Origin of the sequence: Aulosira sp. FACHB-615, from assembly GCF_014698045.1 — a bacterium.
Classification (GTDB): Bacteria; Cyanobacteriota; Cyanobacteriia; order Cyanobacteriales; family Nostocaceae; genus Nostoc_B.
Genome location: NZ_JACJSE010000011.1, coordinates 51,340 through 71,569 on the forward strand (window position 1 = coordinate 51,340; position 20,230 = coordinate 71,569).

General features: G+C 38.4%; 14 protein-coding genes. All 14 read right to left on the minus strand.

The features are described 5' to 3' along the window. Positions 1–21: 21 nt before the first annotated feature. The gene (locus tag H6G77_RS18810; RefSeq protein ID WP_190872402.1) at positions 22–1,692 is read right to left on the minus strand and encodes a methyl-accepting chemotaxis protein; all 1,671 of its coding nucleotides are present in this window, start codon (positions 1,690–1,692) and stop codon (positions 22–24) included. 179 nt (positions 1,693–1,871) lie between these two features. Then, positions 1,872–3,524 (minus strand): methyl-accepting chemotaxis protein, encoded by a 1,653-nt coding sequence (locus H6G77_RS18815; protein ID WP_190872403.1) that lies wholly within the window; start codon positions 3,522–3,524, stop codon positions 1,872–1,874. Positions 3,525–3,908: 384 nt separating this feature from the next. Beyond that, positions 3,909–5,102: a protein-glutamate O-methyltransferase CheR gene (locus H6G77_RS18820; RefSeq protein WP_190872404.1), complete on the minus strand. Its 1,194-nt coding sequence runs from the start codon at positions 5,100–5,102 to the stop codon at positions 3,909–3,911. A gap of 138 nt (positions 5,103–5,240) precedes the next feature. Continuing rightward, positions 5,241–5,702, minus strand: a complete 462-nt coding sequence (locus H6G77_RS18825) for a chemotaxis protein CheW (RefSeq protein ID WP_242049251.1) — start codon at positions 5,700–5,702, stop codon at positions 5,241–5,243. A gap of 310 nt (positions 5,703–6,012) precedes the next feature. Next, positions 6,013–9,264, minus strand: coding sequence for a type 2 lanthipeptide synthetase LanM family protein (locus H6G77_RS18830; RefSeq protein ID WP_190872406.1), 3,252 nt, complete (start codon positions 9,262–9,264; stop codon positions 6,013–6,015). A gap of 294 nt (positions 9,265–9,558) precedes the next feature. Next, complete coding sequence (locus H6G77_RS18835) at positions 9,559–9,876, minus strand: NHLP leader peptide family RiPP precursor (protein WP_190872407.1); 318 nt, start codon at positions 9,874–9,876, stop codon at positions 9,559–9,561. A gap of 107 nt (positions 9,877–9,983) precedes the next feature. After that, positions 9,984–10,346, minus strand: a complete 363-nt coding sequence (locus H6G77_RS18840) for an NHLP leader peptide family RiPP precursor (RefSeq protein ID WP_190593139.1) — start codon at positions 10,344–10,346, stop codon at positions 9,984–9,986. Between the two features lie 92 nt (positions 10,347–10,438). Then, entirely contained in the window at positions 10,439–10,816 is a 378-nt protein-coding gene (locus H6G77_RS18845) for an NHLP leader peptide family RiPP precursor (protein ID WP_190593138.1), read from the minus strand. Positions 10,817–10,988: 172 nt separating this feature from the next. Beyond that, positions 10,989–11,396, minus strand: coding sequence for an NHLP leader peptide family RiPP precursor (locus H6G77_RS18850; protein WP_190593137.1), 408 nt, complete (start codon positions 11,394–11,396; stop codon positions 10,989–10,991). 69 nt (positions 11,397–11,465) lie between these two features. Further along, positions 11,466–11,897, minus strand: coding sequence for an NHLP leader peptide family RiPP precursor (locus H6G77_RS18855; protein WP_190593136.1), 432 nt, complete (start codon positions 11,895–11,897; stop codon positions 11,466–11,468). Between the two features lie 227 nt (positions 11,898–12,124). Further along, positions 12,125–13,138: an aldo/keto reductase gene (locus tag H6G77_RS18860; protein WP_190872408.1), complete on the minus strand. Its 1,014-nt coding sequence runs from the start codon at positions 13,136–13,138 to the stop codon at positions 12,125–12,127. A 53-nt stretch (positions 13,139–13,191) separates the two neighbouring features. Continuing rightward, positions 13,192–13,863: a hypothetical protein gene (locus H6G77_RS18865; RefSeq protein ID WP_190872409.1), complete on the minus strand. Its 672-nt coding sequence runs from the start codon at positions 13,861–13,863 to the stop codon at positions 13,192–13,194. A 735-nt stretch (positions 13,864–14,598) separates the two neighbouring features. After that, a complete protein-coding gene (locus H6G77_RS18870) occupies positions 14,599–18,597 on the minus strand; it encodes a Pls/PosA family non-ribosomal peptide synthetase (protein WP_190872410.1) in 3,999 nt (1,332 codons plus the stop codon). A gap of 160 nt (positions 18,598–18,757) precedes the next feature. Then, positions 18,758–20,206 carry a radical SAM family RiPP maturation amino acid epimerase gene (locus H6G77_RS18875; RefSeq protein ID WP_242049252.1) on the minus strand — a complete coding sequence of 483 codons (1,449 nt, stop codon included), beginning with the start codon at positions 20,204–20,206 and terminating at the stop codon, positions 18,758–18,760. Positions 20,207–20,230: the final 24 nt, after the last annotated feature.

Here is a 20,230-nt window from a genome sequence, read left to right on the forward strand (position 1 = left end):
GTCAATGGTCATATCTCTTGATTAAGCTGCTACATCAACTGGGGTGAAGGATGAAAAATCATCACTTTTGACTTTAAACACAGAAACTTCTTGGCGTAAACCACGAGCGACTTGATTAAGTTGGGCAAGCGCCTGATTAATTTCTCGCAGAGAATCGGCAGTTTGAATTGAGGTACTGCTTAACTGCACCATTGCATCACTAATTTGTTGCGCTCCTAATGACTGCATTTCCATTCCCTGATTCACCGCCGCAAAATGGGGATTTAAGTCTTGCACCTGCTGAATAATCTGCCCAACTTGGCTACTAATATGGCTGACATCTGCCACACTCCGCCCGACTTCCGCCGCAAATTTATCCATTTCCATCACCCCTGTTGACACCGAAGATTGCATTTGTTTGACCATCTGTTCAATATCTAATGTGGCGACTGCGGTTTGGTCTGCTAATCGGCGAATTTCTCTAGCTACTACCGCAAACCCTAAACCATATTCTCCAGCTTTTTCTGCTTCAATGGCAGCATTTAACGAGAGCAAGTTCGTTTGGTCGGCGACTTTAGTAATTGTTAAGACAATATTATTAATGTTGTTAGCTTTTTCGCTAATAATCCCTAGTCTCGTGGCGATGGTGTTTGTGGCTGTCGCTAACTGACGCATACTTGTTTCCATGCGCTGCAAGTCTGTTTGACTGATGTTAGCGGCTGTGGTTGTCGCTTGGGACATTGTGACCACTTGTTCCATTGTGTGCGCTAGTTCTTTGGAGGTGGCGGCGATTTCTTTGGCTGTGGCTGTGACTTGGTTTGTTGATGCTACTTGTTCTGTGAGTGTTGTTTCCAATTGTTTGCCGGCTGCGGCTATTTGTGTGGCTGAGGTTGTGACTTGAATACCTGAACCTTGGACTTGGCGAATCAAGGTACTCAATTTCTGTTTCATTGTTTGGAGTGCTGCCATTAGCTTATTAATCTCATGATTGGCAGTGATTTCTACATTACTGGTAAAATCTCCCGCCGCTACTTTGTCAGCTAAATGAAAAGCTGTTTGCAAAGACCGCGCCAACTCCCGACTAGGAATTAAGATAATTGCCAAACAAACAGCGATCGTCACAATCACAATCCCCAAAAAAGTTCCCCAATTCACCAAGACAGCAACACGTTGAATTTGACTAGCTTGCTTTTGTCTTTCGACTAAACTTTGGTCTACCACCGCTAACATCTCATTCATTTTGAGTCTGATGTCATCCATCAAATTTTTACCTTGATCGGATAAAATCAGAGCCAATAATTCTTTTTCCTGCCCAAGTCGCCGCATTTTAATAGTTGTTTCTAGTTCAGCCATTTTTGCTTGGCTTAATTGTTCAATTTCCCCAAGAGTTTTAACTTGTCGTGAATTATCTAAAATTTTGCTTCTGACTTGAATAAAAGTATCTTTTAACTTGAATTGAGCTAATTTATATGGTTCCAAATATCTTTCTTCTTTAGTAATAATGAAGCCCCTCTGACCTGTTTCAGCATCAAGTAAAAATTTTTCCAGTTCCTTTAACTGAGATTTGATGGCATAAGTTTGATTCACCCAATTATTCGATGCTATAAGTAAATTAGTATTTGAGTTAGAAATATAGCTGGCAATCCCTGTTAACCCAACAATAAGCGTACATCCACCCATGATAAAATGATTGATTTTTATACCTCGCGGCATCTTATTTTCCTTTGTGATTATTTGTTATTCTAGAAATAGAAATTAATAACTAATCAATCAGAAAATTCATAATTTAAGCATTTAATTCCACTACAACAGCTAAACCTCGGTTAATTAGCCATTAATAGCCTTTGTTGCGGGAAATTGGCATCCGTAATTCGAGGATAATTATTTTGAAATTACGATAAAGTCGGTACTACAGCATTGCTATTAACTTTAAACACAGAAACTTCTTGGCGTAAACCACGAGCGACTTGATTAAGTTGGGCAAGCGCCTGATTAATTTCTCGCAGAGAATCGGCAGTTTGAATTGAGGTACTGCTTAACTGCACCATTGCATCACTAATTTGTTGCGCTCCTAATGACTGCATTTCCATTCCCTGATTCACCGCCGCAAAACGTGGGTTTAAGTCTTGCACCTGCTGAATAATCTGCCCAACTTGGCTACTAATATGGCTGACATCTGCCACACTCCGCCCGACTTCCGCCGCAAATTTATCCATTTCCATCACCCCTGTTGACACCGAAGATTGCATTTGTTTGACCATCTGTTCAATATCTAATGTGGCGACTGCGGTTTGGTCTGCTAATCGGCGAATTTCTCTGGCTACTACCGCAAACCCTAAACCATACTCTCCAGCTTTTTCTGCTTCAATGGCAGCGTTTAACGAGAGTAAGTTAGTTTGGTCGGCAACTTTGGTAATTGTTAAGACAATATTATTAATGTTGTTAGCTTTTTCGCTAATAATCCCTAGTCGCGTGGCGATGGTGTTTGTGGCTGTTGCTAATTGACGCATACTTGTTTCCATGCGCTGCAAGTCTGTTTGACTGATGTTCGCGGCTGTGGTTGTCGCTTGGGACATTGTGACCACTTGTTCCATTGTGTGTGCTAGTTCTTTGGAGGTGGCGGCGATTTCTTTGGCTGTGGCTGTGACTTGGTTTGTTGATGCTACTTGTTCTGTGAGTGTTGTTTCTAACTGTGTACCCGCAGCACCTACCAGGGTGGCTGAGGTTGTGACTTGAATACCTGAACTTTGGACTTGACGAATCAAGGTACTCAACTTTTGCAACATAATCTGAAAAGATGCCATGATTTGACCAATTTCATCTTTGGTCTTCAATTCGCTCTCAGGCAAAGATAAAGTGAAATCACCAGCAGAAATCTGCTCGGCGACATCTACAACCTGAGAAACTCGACTACCCAAAGACCGAGAAATGATGGAAGTGACAAAAAATGCGATCGCTATAGTTAATATTGTTACTAACACCGCTAATAAACTCATCAAGTTGAGCATCACTTTTGTCCCTTCAATCCGGTTGCTCATAATTTCTTTTTGGTGACTAGCAAACTCCTCATGAATTTGACGGAATTTATAGCTCATATCACCAGATTTTTCTAGATATTGCTCAATTAAAAATCTATTGTTCTCAAAATTTGGTGTTGTGATCGTATCTTTAACCAACATTTCAAATTCATTGAACATATTCTGCATTGTTTTTAATCTTTCTTCCTGAAATTTATCTTCAGCAACCTTAGAAGCAATATTCAATCCTTCTTGAAACCTTTGATTAAAAAAAGCATATCTTTCCAACGCATCTTGATATTTTTTCGGATTATATAAATATCGCCGAATTGCCAGATTCATGTTTGCCAGACTCAAGGCCATATTATTTGTCCCTATAATGGCTTCGTTTGACATTCCCACTTGTTTATAAATAATCCTGGTCTGACTACTAGTGGCATAAACTATCACACTAAAAACAAATATTAAAATTGTCGGGATAGCAAATCCTAACAAAGTTCTATCTTTAAGTTTCCAATTATCTAGCATTTTTATTCTTGAGTTATCTGATCAAAGCTTACAAATACTAAGGTTCCCCAACAAAAAAGCAAACTAACAATTCAGTTATTTAAATTTTCTCTAATGTTATTAACTTAATTAAACAAGTGTGAATTTTTTGTAATTGAAGCTCGATAAGAGAGGCTAGAGGTTAGGGGCTAGTACAACAAGGCAAAAGTAAAACGGCAAAAGTAAAAAGAAATAATAACGACATCACAAGCCTTTTAGTAATTTCTTATGGTCTGTTTATTTACGCCATACTGTGCTAGGGGTTGTAAATAAGTGAAAAAATCCTAAATTAATTACAAACACCTCTACCTTGTCTACTTTGTCTACCCCGTCACCCTTGTCGCCCTTGTCTCGATTATTCACATATCAAAACTGTAATCTGTAGATGCGTTGCCAAAGTAAATCAGCACTGGTTTTATCTCCCTGCTGTTCTTTGAGTAAGGCTAAATGAGTCAATCCTGCTTCATGATTAGGTTGCAGATAAATTGCTTTACGAAAAGATTCTCCAGCTTGTTCGTTTTGTCCCATTGCTTGCTGTACTTCACCAAGCAAAACATAAGCTTCGGCATTGATTTGATTTTGCTTGAGGTATTCTTTACATAGTTGAATTGCATCTTCTAAGCGACCTTGATTAGCTGCAAGTTTAGCTAAATCGAATAAATTACTATTAGAATGATTTACAGATATATCTTGGGGTGACGCAATTTCTACCTTGTTGTGAATAGTCAATTCAGATGATTTTTGTGTAGTTATCAAATCTTGGTGATGACTCAATTTTTGATAAGCGATCGCTGAAGATTGACGGACAGCGACTAATTGAGTCTTCATGAGTAATGTAGCTTCGGCAGACGCAACAAATAATAAACCTTCTTTAGCAAGTAAATTTTCGAGAATGCGAATGGTTTGTTCTCTAGTCTTACTGTCAAAATAGATTAATAAATTGCGGCAAAAAACTATATCATATTTTTGTTGATAGACACTAAAATTAGTATCGGCTAAATTACCGTTGATAAACCTTACCAAATTTTTGATTGATGATTGCAAATAATATTTAGAATCAATTAATTTAAAATAATTTGCTTGAGCAGTAAAATTATGACCACGAAATGAGTGTTTATCATAAATTGCTGTTTGGGCTTTTAACAAACATTGTTTACTAATATCAACAGCATCAATGTGAAATTGAGTAGATGTTAACCCAGCTTCTAATAACGCGATCGCAATCGAATATGGTTCTTCACCAGTGGCGCAAGGTACACTTAAAACCCGCAACACACCTTGCGGTTTTTTAGGCAACCATTCTGATAATACATAGCTTTTGAGCAGCGCAAATGATTCTGGTTCCCGAAAAAACCAAGTTTCTGGAATAATCACATTCTCAATTAATGCTTCCCATTCTTGGGGAGAATCTTGTAAATATCCCCAATAGCTAGACATCTCTGATATACCGCAATCTGCCATTCGTTGATAAATCGCACTAGCGATCGCACCAGAACCAATTGAGTTAACATCTAAACCAATTTTGCTTCTCAGTAAAGCTTCAATGACAGATTGCACCATTATGACTGTCTTTAAATTACATCAGACTGGAGGCTAGGGGCTAGAGGCTAGAGATTAGTGTTTTTTATTCAGAAATCAGTTAATACTAACTAATTAAACAAAATATTCATACACATTCTCGTCCCTAACATCGAAGCCCTAAACTCTATTTAAAAGATTTTCCGATAAGAAATTTATTTGCTCTGTTTCCGATAACAAGGATTGAATATCAAGGCAATAAATCATTCCGCGTTCATCTACAATCATTTTGCCCAAATATGGTGCTGTATCTATCTGAATATGAGCATCAATAAATTCAGTTTGAGATTTGTGCAATGTTTCCACTACTTGTTCTGCCATCAAACCCAAAATATGTTGAGTATGATTATCTCGACAATAGTTAACTAATATAATTCGCGTACTCCAGTTATCGCCACAGCTTTTACCCTGCATCAATTGACATAAATCAACAACTGGTACAACAAAACCACGGTAGTTAAATACACCAGCTAGATATTTTGGTGTGTGTGGCAAGTTTTTGAGAATAACCAATGGTATAACTTCCACAACCTCTTGAGATGCGATCGCATATCGTTCATTGCCAACCTTAAACAGTAACATGAGCATGTATTCATTTCCGTATGTTACTTATAGGACTTACGCATCAAAACTAAAAATCAAGGGTTTTGGCGAGGGTATAGGGGTGTACTGATTCAAAATCCTTACACCCCAAACCCTTTCACCCTTACACCCAATCTCCACAGATAATTTTTGTGCGTCAGTCCTGACTTACTCAAGTTACCCACTTTCGCCAAGAAACGAACGTGAATTCAATACAACTGCTCAGAAAGTTCTCATTTAGGTCAGTTTATCTGTTTGGGGAAGTAACGAACGGTATCCGTATCTCGCTCGGATCAATAAGCGGCTCAATTTAATCAAACAGCAAAATAGCAGGTAATAACTTAGGATAACTCAGTCTTAATAATTCATAGCCAATTCCAGCCATACCATTGAACAAACCAGGATTATACATATCTTGGTGATGTGGAGAGAACAAATAGAAATGACCAGTTTCGTTAGCTTTGTTGACAATAGATGCAGCTAGTTTTTGGGCATCTGCTAATAAATCCGGATCTGAAAGCCTAGTAGCAGCTTCGAGGAGAACATCAACAATACCAAAGTTACCACAAGAGAGTCTGTCAACTAAATTTAAGTTACTGTTCTGGATGCTATTTAAACTACTTGTAATTTCTTGACAAATTTCTTCATCATCAAGTATTGTCAAACTACCCAAACGAGCTAACACAATACCCGCAGTACCATGACTCCAACCAAGGGGAAATGAATGATTTTGATTGTTGGTTTCGGCAAGCAAAAGACTACGTTCATAGGCGATCGCCTCTTTTGCACCTAACAAGAAATTACCATCCAGAGTGATATCATATAATCTCAACAAAGCATAGGCAATACCAGCCGCACCATAGGCAAACCCTGGTGACAGTTTCTTTTCTGCGGTATTCCAAGCTGTTATCCCTACATCACTGGTGATTCCCTGCTGTAATAGATGATTTCCACAGCTAACAGCCTGTTCTAAATATCTTTGTTCCCCTGTAACTTTGTGGAAGGCGAGGAATGCTAACAAAGCACCCGCCGAACCTGAACTAATATTTAAATCTTGGTCTTTGCTAATGACTTCTGGTGTGATTAAACTGGCAAATTTTTGGGCATCATCTAACAAATTCGGTTCATTTAGCAAATTACCAATCTGCACTAATCCATAGATAAGTGAGCCTAATCCTGTGCAGATACCAACATCTATATTTTCATTTAATTCTGTGGAATCATCTAAGTTGAAATTACGTAAATTTTGCCGTAATGGTTGCAATCCCTTAAGCGCGAAATGACGATATTGTTCGTCTTTGGTAACTGACCATAATGCGGCTAAGAATAAAGCTACTCCACAACTGCCATCATATAAATGATTCCCAAGAGCCTTTAACTGAAACCTGCGGAATTTCGCAACGTATTCCAAACCAATCCAAGCAGCATCATTCTCAGTAGAAAATGCCTGTGATTGAATTTTTTCAGCAATGGCGATCGCCTGTTTTAAACCTTCTTCTTGGCTCAAGGTTGTCAGATTAAGCGCAGTTGCTTGTGGTGTTTCAACACTAGCAGCAAAACTCTCTTCTAAAGGGTTAACAATACTACTATTAAAAGCCCCACGAATCACTTCTATTTGTCTGCTTAAATCATTATCACTAAGTTCATTAATTCGAGCTATTACCTGTGGAAAAGTAGACATAAGACAATCTGCAAATGGCACAGATGACAATCCAGAAAATATCTGTTCACTATCTGTAATTGCACTAAAGTATGGAATATCCATCTGTAATGCTGCTTGCAATTCTTGTTCTAGCAATGGCCAAAATAAAGGTTTATTTTGCTCAGAAATATACGCTCGACTAAGAAGCTCAAGTTTTATATTGCGGTCAACTCCATCTTTTAAATATTCGGCTCTTTGAGCATTACTTAATACAGAGGCATAAGTCTGAGTACCTCGAAACAAGAACCGAATTCGCTGATGATGAAAGTTCAATAATGGGCTATAATCACTCAATAAAAATTTTTGTTGTGCAATCATGAGAGAATATATTTTTTGAAATCCCATGATTAAATCTTCTACATAATTGTCTGGAGAGATTTGTAAATCTCCCAATTGAGGCAGATGCTTTCCATCTAAATTAATGGAGATTTCTTCATACTTCAGGTGCATTTTGTCAGTGTTAATATCGAGAAAAATAGGTGCATCATATTGACTATTTTCGACATCAGTTACCACTAATGGACTGAAATCACAAACTAATTTACCACCAAATACTACGTGCCATTGAGGTAGTAAATGAGTCTGCAAAACGGAATCCTGTACAATAAATTTCAAAGCCAATTCCACAGCATTAAAAGATTGATTAGTATCTTCTTCCTCCTTGACTGTAGGGTGCATGATCGTTTCTAAATCAATCACAACTGGATGCTCACCACAAGCTATAAGGTTCTCAAGATGACAATCATTACCTTTTAGAATATATAATAAACCTAATAAAACTCCAGTCCTCTGATAAAATCGCTTGATTGCCTGCTCATCTTCGCAAGGTGAATATTCGACAAACTCAACCCAACCATGATTGGAGCGATTTAATATTTTTAAACACTTAAATGCTAAATCAGCTTCTTGTTGGTTAAACCAAGATAGGAAATTGAAATAGGCTTCATCTATATGTAAACCCTTTGGTTTATAGACTAATTTTAAGCCAGAAGCAAAGGTAAGAATTATGACGGTGTGATGATCGTTATGAGGATCGGAAAGATTAGATTTAATTTCTACAACCTGTCCTAAATCTGCATCAGGCTGGAATAATTGCTGAATTTCGCTGTAATCTGCGGCTAAGTGTGATAAAAATTCGCCAATAGCATCAACCCAAAAATCAATGGTGATAGCTAACAGCCTAGCTATCACAGGATATTCTAAGAAAAAGGTAATGAGTCCATCCTGATTGAGCATTTGTTGGATAAATTCTGTATAGCGATCGCGCTTCACATTATCATCCGACTGTCTTAGTATATAAGCAAGAGCAGATTGTCTAGTTGCACGAAAACTAGAAAATTTTAACTCCATAGCGTGAGCAGCCATCTCAGAAAAAGTAATCAACAATCTCCGCTCTAATAACCCATGCGCATTTTCTGAAAGTTGGTGATAATTTTGTCCGGCGCGTGCAGTTAATTTTTGTCTAGCTATATAAACAAATGGTAAAAATATTTCTTCAAAGGGAATTAATTCTTCAGAATCAACGCAGAGATACTCTATACCTTGTGAAAATGCAACATCAGCAGCTTTCACACCTTCATTTAATGTTTTAGTCCAAGCAGGTAAATTAACTCGATCAACCAAAGATACAGGCGCAACAGCACGACGCGCATCTTCTAAAGTCAACCCATCCCAGGCTAGGCGATTTTCAAATTTTTGATTGTCCCCATTAGCAACAGCTTCGCGCCACTTTTCTAATTTGCTATTTACTAAATCATCTAAGTTTTTTAGCTGACTAACTACAAAATTAGAGCTAAGACGCTCCGATAATGTACTAGATTTTTCTACAATGCTAATTAATTGTTCTTGAGTAAATTCCATAAGATATTAAAAACGTTCTAGAAAGTGATTAACAAATCTGAACACATTGCAAAAGACTAATTAAGTCTAATTCAAGTCAATACATTACTTGCTTTATTCCAGCATCAAAAGTGTTTTTACTTGTTTATAGAATTAGTTGAACTGTTGTGTATAAAAATGCACAGTAGTCAGATGAAATTTAGATGAGAGTTAAGGTGTGAAAATCTATTTGAGGGATGAAGTAGTTATTCATCCCTCCCAACGCCATTTTTATGAAGATTTAGGGTATATTAAACTTTGGCTACGCTAAATAATCTAAGTCCAAGGTTCAACAACTTTTTTCACTGTCTTTTTCACAAATTTTATATATCCACCTCCTCCAGTGACAGCCTCTAATTCTTCATCGCTAATATTTTCATCAACCTCTGGTGGTAACAATAGATAAAGTTGATTTGAACTCTGTTGTACAACCTCAATAGTCACACCTGAAGGTAAATTTGTCCCTAGTTCTTTTTCTACAACTGCTTTCGCATCACTTAACAAGCGTTCTTTATATGCAGGATCTTCCATTGCCTTAGCAATTAAGCTATTCTTAAATTCTTCTACGTCAAATTCTTGATGATTGCTACTCATGATTTACCCTCCAATAGTTACTCGGCTACAGGCGGTAAGTCTTGATGGGGGTTTCAATTCCCCATCATAGACATTCCTTTGTTGCCTTAATCCTGTTAAGGAAACTTTTATTTAAAAATTTTACTTATTGCTCTGGAAACTTTTGGAGATTGCTTAACAGCATAAGGACTTGCAGCTACAACGGCTGTGAAGATAAATCCTCCTGCTACAGCCTCCAACTCTTCCTCAGCAATTGCCTCATCATCAACAAATTGATCGATATCGACTGGCAATACTAAATAAAGTTCTTTTGGAGTTTGTTGTAGAACTTCAATTGTCAAATTTGCAGGTAATTGTTCACCTAATTCTTCTTGCAATACTGCTTTAGGGTTGTTCAACAAACGTTGTTTATAAGCAGAGTCTTCCATTGCCTTAGCAATGATACGTTCTTGAATTTCTAAAGCGTTGATGGTTTCAGAATTGATAGACATGGTTAATTCTCCAGTATTGATTGAAGTTTAATTGTTTTTGTTATCATTCTTTTACAAGTTATAAATAGCAACTTGTAATTCAGGAATGATATTTACTTTCGTCTTTGTTGCCACTTTTTCAGGGTATGTTCTATACCTGCAAAAACAGAAACTTGAGCAGCTGTGCTGGCAATCAATTTTGATACAAAGGATATTGATGCCCCTGCAACAGCCTCTAGTTCTGGCTGAGAAATAATTCCATCACGCACCAGTTCATCAATATCAATTGGTAATACTAAATAGAGTTGTTTGGGACTCTGTTGTAAAACCTCAACTGATAAATTTTCTGGTAAGTCAGCACCTAATTCTTCTGCTAAAACCGCTCTAGCATCACTTAATAAGCGTTGTTTATAGGCGGGATCTTCTATTGCTTTTGCAATGATAAGTTCTTGCAAACTTTCAGGACTCAATCCTTCAGAATTTGTAGTCATGATGGATGATGAATTTAGAGAACAGTTTGATGAATTGTTCTAACTTATACCAAGTCTCAATGAAGTGGAGTACATAGTTTCATAGAGTATTTAAACCAGTGTGATAGCTTTGAATACCTAGCTATGTACTCCATTCTTAGGCATTTGAATGATTTCGATGAAAAAGGTTATCTTAACCTTTGCGAGACTTGACGTTATAGTAAATTGAACCAATTACAGATGAGATTGTCGCACTAATACCTGAGACACTTTGTAAAAGCTCTGACTTACTTTTTACGTTTCCAGGTTTAGTAATTCTTATGCGTAAGCCGCCGGCTACTGCTTCTAATTCTTCTTGGGTAATGATGCCTTCGCGGACTAGTTGATCCAAATCTGTTGGTAGCACTAGATAAAGATGATTAGCACTTTGTTGCAATACTTGAATTGTGACATCGTCACTTAATTTCTCACCCAATTCTTCTTCTACTACTGCTTTAGCATCATTTAACAAACGTTGCTTGTAAGCAGGGTCTTCTATTGCTTTAGCAATAATACGCTCTTCTAAGGTGCTTGGGGTGAATTCTTCAGAGTTTATAGTCATGGTTGCAGTTTAGTGAATTTGCTTGTGGGAAATATTCAATCTTGAAAATTACTATTTTCTTGCTTGCACTTATTTAGGTCTTGTGGTGTGTCTTTGGCTTAAAACACCAAGAGTTAGGGCAGCCACAGCACTCTTTAAAGAGGCTTCAATATTTTTAAAATTTCGTGTCTGTCCATTCACATTTCCTGGGTGAATACTAATTTTCGCGCTCAATCGGCTGACAACACCACCACCTGCTACTGCTTCTAATTCTTCTTGGCTAATGATGCCTTCACGAACTAGTTGATCAATATCTATTGGTAGCACTAGATAAAGATGATTAGCACTTTGTTGCAATACTTGAATTGTGACATCGTCACCTAATTTCTCACCCAATTCTTCTTCTACTACTGCTTTAGCATCACTTAACAAACGTTGCTTGTAAGCAGAGTCTTCCATTGCTTTAGCAATAATGCGATCTTCCAATGTGGTTGGGTTAAATTCTTCAGAGTTGGTAGTCATAATTGATTCTATGTTGAATTGTTTTTACCTCAGTCAACCTAACTCAACAGTGGAGTTGTTGTTGTGTCTGATTACTTTTATAATAGGTTGATTAAATCAAGTTGTTAATCACGGATTTTTATTATTCACTACTTAATATTTAGCCCTATTCAACAAATAATATTTAAATAAAAACATCCTAGATTTATTAATTAAATCTAGGATGTTTTTCTAATTTATTTAATTGACTAAGTTTGAGGTTGTCGCAGGAGTTTAACCTTTTGAAATGGATGTATTTGATTAAAATCTAATCCGTAACGCACCATATCACCAAAGAGATTAATCTGCTCAATCTCTGCTGGAGATAGTCTACCTTTTTCTACTGCGGAGATCGCTTCATCAATTTCTTGTCTATTTGTCACCCCCATTAAGGCAACATCTACACAATTTTGTGATAAGGAATAACGGTAAAAATCTGGTATATTAGGCCACCAACACCACTCAGGTAAGCTTGGCGGTGGTATTATATGTTCACCCATAGATTTAAACGTCACAATTCCTGAACGTTGTAAATCTTGTGAATCTAAATTAGCAAATATTTTTTTCTGTGCTGTGCGATGAGCAGGATTATGTCTCACCATGACCACATCTAAAAAAGGATGATTTAACCAAGCTTGAGCATGATCAAGATTATGAAAAGACGCACCGACATAACGCACCGCACCCATTTTCTTCAGCCGTTCAGATACACCAAAAGCTTCTTCGACAAACTGTTGATATCCTGTATTTGGCCCCCGCAAATAAGGAGAATGTTCAAAGCAATCTCGAATGGCTTCACCATCGCGATCGCCAACCCAACCCCAAAACAACACATCAATATAATCAATCCCTAATTCTTCAAACTGATCGTATAAAACACCCACTAAAGATTCGGGACTTTTAATATAAGTAACAGTCGCTAACACCACTTTTTCCCGCACTGATGAACCTCGCCCACACAGTTGACGCAATCCATCCGCCATATTTTGATAAATAAAATGATGCAAATCACTAGAATAGAAGAAGTAGTTAATTCCTCGCTCAAAAGCATAGAGTGTATCTTCACTAGAAATACCGCCTCCGCCACCTATACCCAAGCAACTCACTGTTAAATCAGTTCGTCCTAGTTGACGGTAAAAAGGTAAGGGAAATTTTTGTTCATGAGAATTGCTTTGATTTAAAAAATTATGATTAGATTCAACGACAGAAATTAGTTGTTCCATAAATTTTATTTTTGAGTGATAGAAAACTTTAATAAAAATATATTGATAATTTGCTATTTACTAATAATGCTATTTGCTTCTTGTGGCGATAATCCCACACTGGCGGCCAATTGCTCTAAAGCGATTCTTTCCCTTGTATTTGTATTCAACATTTCTGTGACAGCAGCCACATAATCTGCATTACCAAGTTGAGTTTGGATATTAACACTTGCAACCCGTGAACTATCAGCAAACTTTTGCATTTGGTAGGTAGCAATTTTCGCGGCTTGACGTGCTTGCAAGTATTCAACGTAATACTGTACTATAGCTACTCTTTTTTGGCGTTTTTCTTCTAGCAACCGAGCTTTCAGAACAGATGATTGTTGAGTAGCAGTTAAGAGCCTAATAGGGTTAACTGTAACACCAATGTAAAACTCTTCATAATTGTTAAATGATCCGTATGTTGTGCCGGAGAAACTAACACTCATCACATCATTAAAGGGACTTAACCCCCTTGCTGCCTTTGCTTCTAAGATGTCGGGAGAATTACGTTCAGCGATACTAACTAACTCGTCAATGTTTTTGAGATCCTGCGGTGTAATCTCTGTTTGCAAAAGTTCTGGTTGATTGTAATTAACATTATTTTCTGATGCCACTACTATTGCAGGAATTTCAAAAATTGTAAATACAGAAAAACTGGCTAAACCATAAAATAAGCGTGGTATCAGCATTTTAAATAATGTCATTTTAGTGAATCACTCATGTAAAATTTTTCAAGCCATCCAGTGAATTAAACTATGGTTCTCTAATCTGGATAAATAATAACCAGACAAGAAAAATCTTTAATCATCAAAAGTAGCGTTTACCTCACTAATTAACTAAGAAAAATCCTGTCAATTATTGTAAATTTGACAGAACTTTTTTAGAGAGGAGGGATAAAATGAGATGGTGATTAATTTAAGAAATTATTGGTAATGGAAAAGCAATTGTCATCCATTACCAAAATTGGGTTATCGATTTCTGGGTTTAATCTACTACTGCATAATACTCTTTAATAAAGAACAACTAAATGCACTATTTTGAGGATTAACTACAACATTTTTAGCCAGAGATTCATTGATAAAATTGATAAAAATTAGGAATTATGCAAATATCACAATGCTTGGTGTGTGACGCTATAAGTTTCATGACTAATACCAATTTTTTATGAAGCTGCATAGAATCAGATCCCCTTGAGCATCCCCTTCAAAAGGAGGGAACCGGAAAAACATATATCAAAGTCCCCCTTTTTAAGGGGAGCCACTGCGTTGCGGAGGTTCCCTCCGTTGTAGCAAGTGGCGTGGATTTAGGGGGATCGAAATATGTGCAACTTCACATTAAATTGGTATAAGTTCAAATAATTTTGCAGTGTCACACACCCCACAGAAAAGTAGAGACGTTGCGTGCAACGTCTCTACTTCATTTATAAAAGTGAGTCAGCCTTAGTTAACTGCGCGAGATGGAATACCTTGCCAATGGCTTTGAAATGGTAGCATTTCACCTTTCATCACTAGAGATAAAGCATCTAATTTTGCTCCAGCTTCCATTTCCGAGTCATATAGAACTACAGAACGAGGCCCAACACTACAACCACGACCGATTCTTAATTTGGACATTTTCATCACGCGGTCTTCAAACAAATGAGTTTGCAGAGATACCAAATTAGCGATCGCCGCATCATCAGCAACCCGCACTAAATCAAACTCGGTTAAATACGTAGTCTCCATGTAAACTCGGCGACCGATTTTTGCCCCAAATAAACCTAAAAGCGGTGCTAACAATGGTGTCCCAGTAAACCATCTGAGTAAAAATGGTACAGCGACAGTTTCATATAAGCCAGTAATAAACTCTGTACGACGCACAAAGATAGACCACAAAGGCTCTACACGCGGTCGATAGCGTCCAACTACTATCCATTTCAATATCGCCACGAAAAGAGTTACCAAAAACGAAGAGGCTATAAATAGTCCTGGTGACAAAACTATCAGCATTGGTGTTGATACTTTTGATGTCAACCAAGCTAACCCGACAAGATTCTCAATGAACAGCACATATATAAGGGTTAGTGGTAAAACAATCCGCACAAACTCAATAGCAAGACGACCAAAAACCAGTTTTAGAGGTGGACGGAAAGTCACTCTTTCATCAAAACACTCATCTTGCTGACGACGTGGAAGGAAAATTGCTGGTGAACCAAGCCATGATGAACCAGAAGATACTGGTTGATTAGGAGGTACAGACAACACCCCAATTAAGCTATGATCCCCAAGATATGTGCTGCTAGGGACTAAAGCAGCGTTACCCACAAAGGAACGACTACCAATTTCAGTAGCTCCCAAGGCAAAGAAGCCATTGTAATATTTAGCCGCACCAATCGTAGCAAAGTCAGCCACAAAACTTTCACTACCCAATCTCAGCAAGTCTGGATCAATCTGCGATACAGTCGAAACTTCTGATCTCGGCCCGACTTTCGCCCCCAACAGACGCAGCCAAGGCATAGTATAAAGGGTGGCGTAGAGCGTATTAGTTAGTGACAAACTCGTAAACATAAATTTGTCAGCCAGCCACTTACGCAAACCAAAACCAGAATTTTCTGGAAAAATCCCAGGACGAGTATTGGGCATTACCAACCACTTACCAAAGGCGACTACAGCACAGGTTGTCAGTCCATACAATAAACCGGCAATGGGTGTGTATAAAAGACCTTTGAGCAGTTGTCCTTGGGATACCGCGTACTCAAAAATTAACCCTGGAGTGAAAATAATAAAGGGTAGAGCATCAAGCAAGATAAATCCAGCGACAAAACCCATCCAAAGTCTTGGCGACAATTGCACCGAGGGGGTTTTGCGGTAGTTCATTTCCTTCAAAATCGGATCAGCATCGGTAATTGGTTGGGAGGGCGACCCAGCCCAAACCTGATAATCTGGAATCACTTGGTCTTGTGCTACTAAAGACTGTTCATCTAACTGCACTCCCCGACCTACATGACTACCAAGCATGACTACTGAATTAGTCCCAATAAAGCTATTAGCCTCAATCTTGATGGGTGCTTGATATAACCATCCATCTTCCACTATAAAAGGCTGTACCTGAACACCATAGCCAATACTCACCCCGTCTTCAATTGTGATTAAATCAGGCAGATGTAAATCTTTCGTGCCGATATGACAGCCTTCACCAATCTTTCCACCCAATAACCGCATATATAAGGGCATGAGAGGCGAACCAGCTAGATAATCAAGTGGGGCAATATCTATAGTTTTTCTCACTAACCACCAACGGCAATAATACCAACCCCACAAGGGATAGCGGCCTGGACGAAACTTACCAATGAGCAACCATTTAGCGATGATTGGGAGTGTGAGACTCATCACAAACCACATCATAGAAAATATGCTGATTTCCGCAAAAACTACCAGTGGTGATGACCATTCATGAAAGTCCTCTAACAGTAAGATGAATGGCATTCCGAAAACGATAAAGAGGACATAGAGCATAACTATTTGTATGCTCCCACTCAACCAGACTCGCAAGTTACTATGATGTCTAACTGTACGTGGATTTGACCGAACAGATGCACTATGTTGTTTTTGGATGCTTTCGATGTGATTGGCAAGCGATCGGATAGTTGTGTGGGAATATAAATCAGCAATAGAAAGATACTGTAATGTTGGTTGCTGTCTCAAGTTAGAGATGATACGCGCCGCAAAAAGAGAATGACCACCTAAATCAGCAAAGAAGTCTTCTTCAACAGATATATGATCATTGCCGAAAATCTGACCCCAAGCATTAGCTAGTTCTTGTTCAAGCTCTGTAGCTGGTGGCACATATAAACCAGAGTTTTTGCTGACTCTCTTAGTCGTGGGATTTGGTAGCTGTGAACGGTCAGCTTTACCATTGGGTAATGTGGGAATCGCATCCAAAATTTCAAGGAATGCTGGCACCATGTAGTTAGGCAGACGGCTACTCAGCGAGTTATACAGGCGATGTTTGAGAGCTTGAGAATCAGTGACAGGAATATGTAGTGTGATATAAGCAACTAATTCTTTGTCTGCATCATTAATAGATACCAGGGAGACAATAGCATTCTCTACTTCTTGATCTTCTAGTAAAACTGCTTCAATTTCTGTTAGTTCGATACGATAACCCCGAATTTTAACTTGATGGTCAATGCGCCCTAAATATTCTATTTCACCATCTGGGGTAAATCGACCTAAATCACCACTACGATATAGTTTTTCTTCTTTCTCACCTACAGTAAAGGGGTTGGGGATGAACTTAGCGGCAGTTTTTTCGGGAAGATTTACATAACCTTGGGTGACACCAATTCCCCCAATGCAGATTTCTCCAATCTCACCTGGTGGAACTTCTTGTAGATGCTCATCGAGGATATAAACACTGTAGTATGGTAGGGGTTTACCGATAGTGACTGGTTTGTCTGGGACTAATTCCGTCCACAAAGCTGTAACTGTTGTTTCGGTCGGGCCGTAAGTATTCAGCATCCGCCGTCCCCCAATACTCCAACGCTTCACTAAATCCTGGGGACAGGCTTCACCGCCGACTATTAAAGTATGGATGGAGGGGACATCTTTATCTACTGTTGCTAGGAGGGTAGGAACACAGTAGAGCATTGTTACCTGCTGTTCAATCAAGAAATCAGCCAAGTCTGAGCCGATTTTGCGATGGTCGGTAGGGCCGACAATCAAAGTAGCTCCCACAGCGAAGGTAGGCCAAATTTCCTCAATGGAGAAATCAAAGGCGATGATAATCCCTTGATAAATGCGATCGCAACTCTTTACGCCATAGATTGGTGTACAAATAGAGATAAAGCTGCATATATTAGAGTGATTGACAGCTACACCTTTAGGTCTGCCAGTCGAGCCGGAAGTATAGATAATGTAACAGAGTTCGTCTTGTGCATCTGACAACAAAATCCGCGTTTTTGGCTGTTTGGCAATATCTTCAGCTACAGCATCCAACATCAAAACTTGACAGCCAACCCCAGCAGTTAGTTCACTGAATTTTGTGGTACTAATCAGTAAATTCAGAGATGCGTTTTCTGCAATAAAGGTGATTCTATCTTGGGGAAAGGAGGCATCTAGAGGGATGAAAGCCGCACCACTCTTGAGTATAGCCAGCAACGTCACATAGGTATTAATTGAGCGTTCCAACAGAATACCAATTCTGTCCCCTTGATTGATACCTTGATTGACTAAGTAATTAGCCAACTTATTGGCTCGTAGATCAAGTTCTCCATAAGTGAGCAACTCGGCATCACATATCAAAGCCACAGCATCAGGATCAATATCACATCGATTTTCAAAAAAGTAATGCAGACGTTGTGGTATTTCTGTGTGACTAAAATTGTCAAACTGAGTATTGAAAGAGTTGACAATTTTGTAATTATTTGGTCTATTTGACTGATGATATCTAGTTTCCATGCCAAATCTTTCCAATGATCATCATAGCTAGTGAGTGGTTTGAGAAAGTGGGCGATCGCTATCCTATTAATTGAGGTTTACTCACTAAAATTGCAGGAGAAATCCCCTGCAATGGCGAGTCTAGAAACTTGTATTAGCGCAAAAATATTTGTTTCTTACTTTATCCCTCTTGCGGTTGAGGCTCAGAATCTAACACTCCGCGCTCAAACAAAACATTCAGATAACAAGATATTCTTGCTGATGTCACTCCTTTAAGAGTTAACAACTCTGTAATCTCTGCGGTTGTATACTGACCGTGGTGAATTAAAGCACCTAACTCCTGCCATAACACATCATGGTGAAATTTAAAAGTTTTAATGCGAGTTGAGAGTTGAAAACCATCCACCAGAGTTTGATAATTCAGATCACGCCGGAAGCGGATCAAGTCGCTAGGTCTGAGGATTCGCGGCATATGATCCTGAATCATCCTTTCAATCAAAATCTTCAGGTCATCAGCATCTACAAAAGTGCCTTGATCATAAACCATATAACCCAATGGCCAGCGTTCATCAGCATTACAAGGGCTAATCAGCTTGACACTGCGCTCCACCATATTAAATAAAAATCCTGACACACAAGCAATTGTTCCTTGTCTGTGAGCCTCTTCATCTCCTTGACCTTTTTGCAGGTTTGCTTGTCGCTGTCTCCCTGCATGAGCTTTAACAGCATTTTCTGCCTCTTCATTGAGAAAATTCATCTGCACATTCAACAGTTCTTCATCGCTAAACTCTTGATAAACTCTGTCTAACATCTTCAAAGACAGAATTGAAAAGCGATTGCAGATACCATTTTTCTCTTTTGAGAGTTTTAAAATTGCCCGTGTTTGCTCAACATTTTTCAGAGGTTGAGCAGTCGTCATCTGGGGGAGAGAACCAGTAATGGCGTGAAAATCATGGCAAAACTTTTCATAATCTGGGTTATCTAGAGGATCAGTAGCCCAATAGCAAAAACCTTTCCCAGCCGCAGAACCTAAAAAGTCTGTGATGACTTCTAGCACGCCGCGCCATAATTGAGCATTTTCGGGAGTATATAAGAAAATATCGCTAAATTTCAGTGCAGATACAGCACAGAATCGACATCCCACAGAACAACCCTTGCTCAATTCAAAACAAACTGGGATGTGTTGAATTACTTTGTGAACAGCTAAGTTAAATTGGCTGGCGGTACGTGCAATTTGTCTTTCCCGCCATGCACGAATATTTAAGTGACTAACATCAGAATCGATATCTGTTACTTTATCTAAGCGATCAAAAAATGCCTGACTTAGTGTTAGCAGTGGAAAATCTGATATATTTTTACAGTTTTTATCCCATTTAGGTCTGACATCTTCAGGATTTAGTTTCAACCCATAGCGCAAAAATGCACTGTAAGGATCTTCAACGACTTGTTCCCGAAATTTACTATCTGCTTCCCAATGTTCTTGAAACCGCTTAACTTGACTAAATTTACTTAGGAGTTGCGGATCAACCTGATCGATAGTTTGAAAACTATCGTGGTAATCTAAACAAAATTCTTTAATGTTAAAAGAACGTGCAATTATTTCTTGTCGTAACTCTTCAGTGTGCATCATAATTGGTAAATATATCATCAGGCT

Bases quoted from the DNA above. Each gene is read 5' to 3' on its own strand.
- H6G77_RS18845 (WP_190593138.1), bottom strand. From the start codon at position 10,816: ATGACTACAAATTCTGAAGGATTGAGTCCTGAAAGTTTGCAAGAACTT.
- H6G77_RS18835 (WP_190872407.1), bottom strand. From the start codon at position 9,876: ATGAGTAGCAATCATCAAGAATTTGACGTAGAAGAATTTAAGAATAGC.
- H6G77_RS18865 (WP_190872409.1), bottom strand. From the start codon at position 13,863: ATGACATTATTTAAAATGCTGATACCACGCTTATTTTATGGTTTAGCC.
- H6G77_RS18850 (WP_190593137.1), bottom strand. From the start codon at position 11,396: ATGACTATAAACTCTGAAGAATTCACCCCAAGCACCTTAGAAGAGCGT.
- H6G77_RS18855 (WP_190593136.1), bottom strand. From the start codon at position 11,897: ATGACTACCAACTCTGAAGAATTTAACCCAACCACATTGGAAGATCGC.
- H6G77_RS18875 (WP_242049252.1), bottom strand. From the start codon at position 20,206: ATGATGCACACTGAAGAGTTACGACAAGAAATAATTGCACGTTCTTTT.
- H6G77_RS18820 (WP_190872404.1), bottom strand. From the start codon at position 5,102: ATGGTGCAATCTGTCATTGAAGCTTTACTGAGAAGCAAAATTGGTTTA.
- H6G77_RS18840 (WP_190593139.1), bottom strand. From the start codon at position 10,346: ATGTCTATCAATTCTGAAACCATCAACGCTTTAGAAATTCAAGAACGT.
- H6G77_RS18815 (WP_190872403.1), bottom strand. From the start codon at position 3,524: ATGCTAGATAATTGGAAACTTAAAGATAGAACTTTGTTAGGATTTGCT.
- H6G77_RS18870 (WP_190872410.1), bottom strand. From the start codon at position 18,597: ATGGAAACTAGATATCATCAGTCAAATAGACCAAATAATTACAAAATT.
- H6G77_RS18825 (WP_242049251.1), bottom strand. From the start codon at position 5,702: ATGTTACTGTTTAAGGTTGGCAATGAACGATATGCGATCGCATCTCAA.
- H6G77_RS18830 (WP_190872406.1), bottom strand. From the start codon at position 9,264: ATGGAATTTACTCAAGAACAATTAATTAGCATTGTAGAAAAATCTAGT.
- H6G77_RS18810 (WP_190872402.1), bottom strand. From the start codon at position 1,692: ATGCCGCGAGGTATAAAAATCAATCATTTTATCATGGGTGGATGTACG.
- H6G77_RS18860 (WP_190872408.1), bottom strand. From the start codon at position 13,138: ATGGAACAACTAATTTCTGTCGTTGAATCTAATCATAATTTTTTAAAT.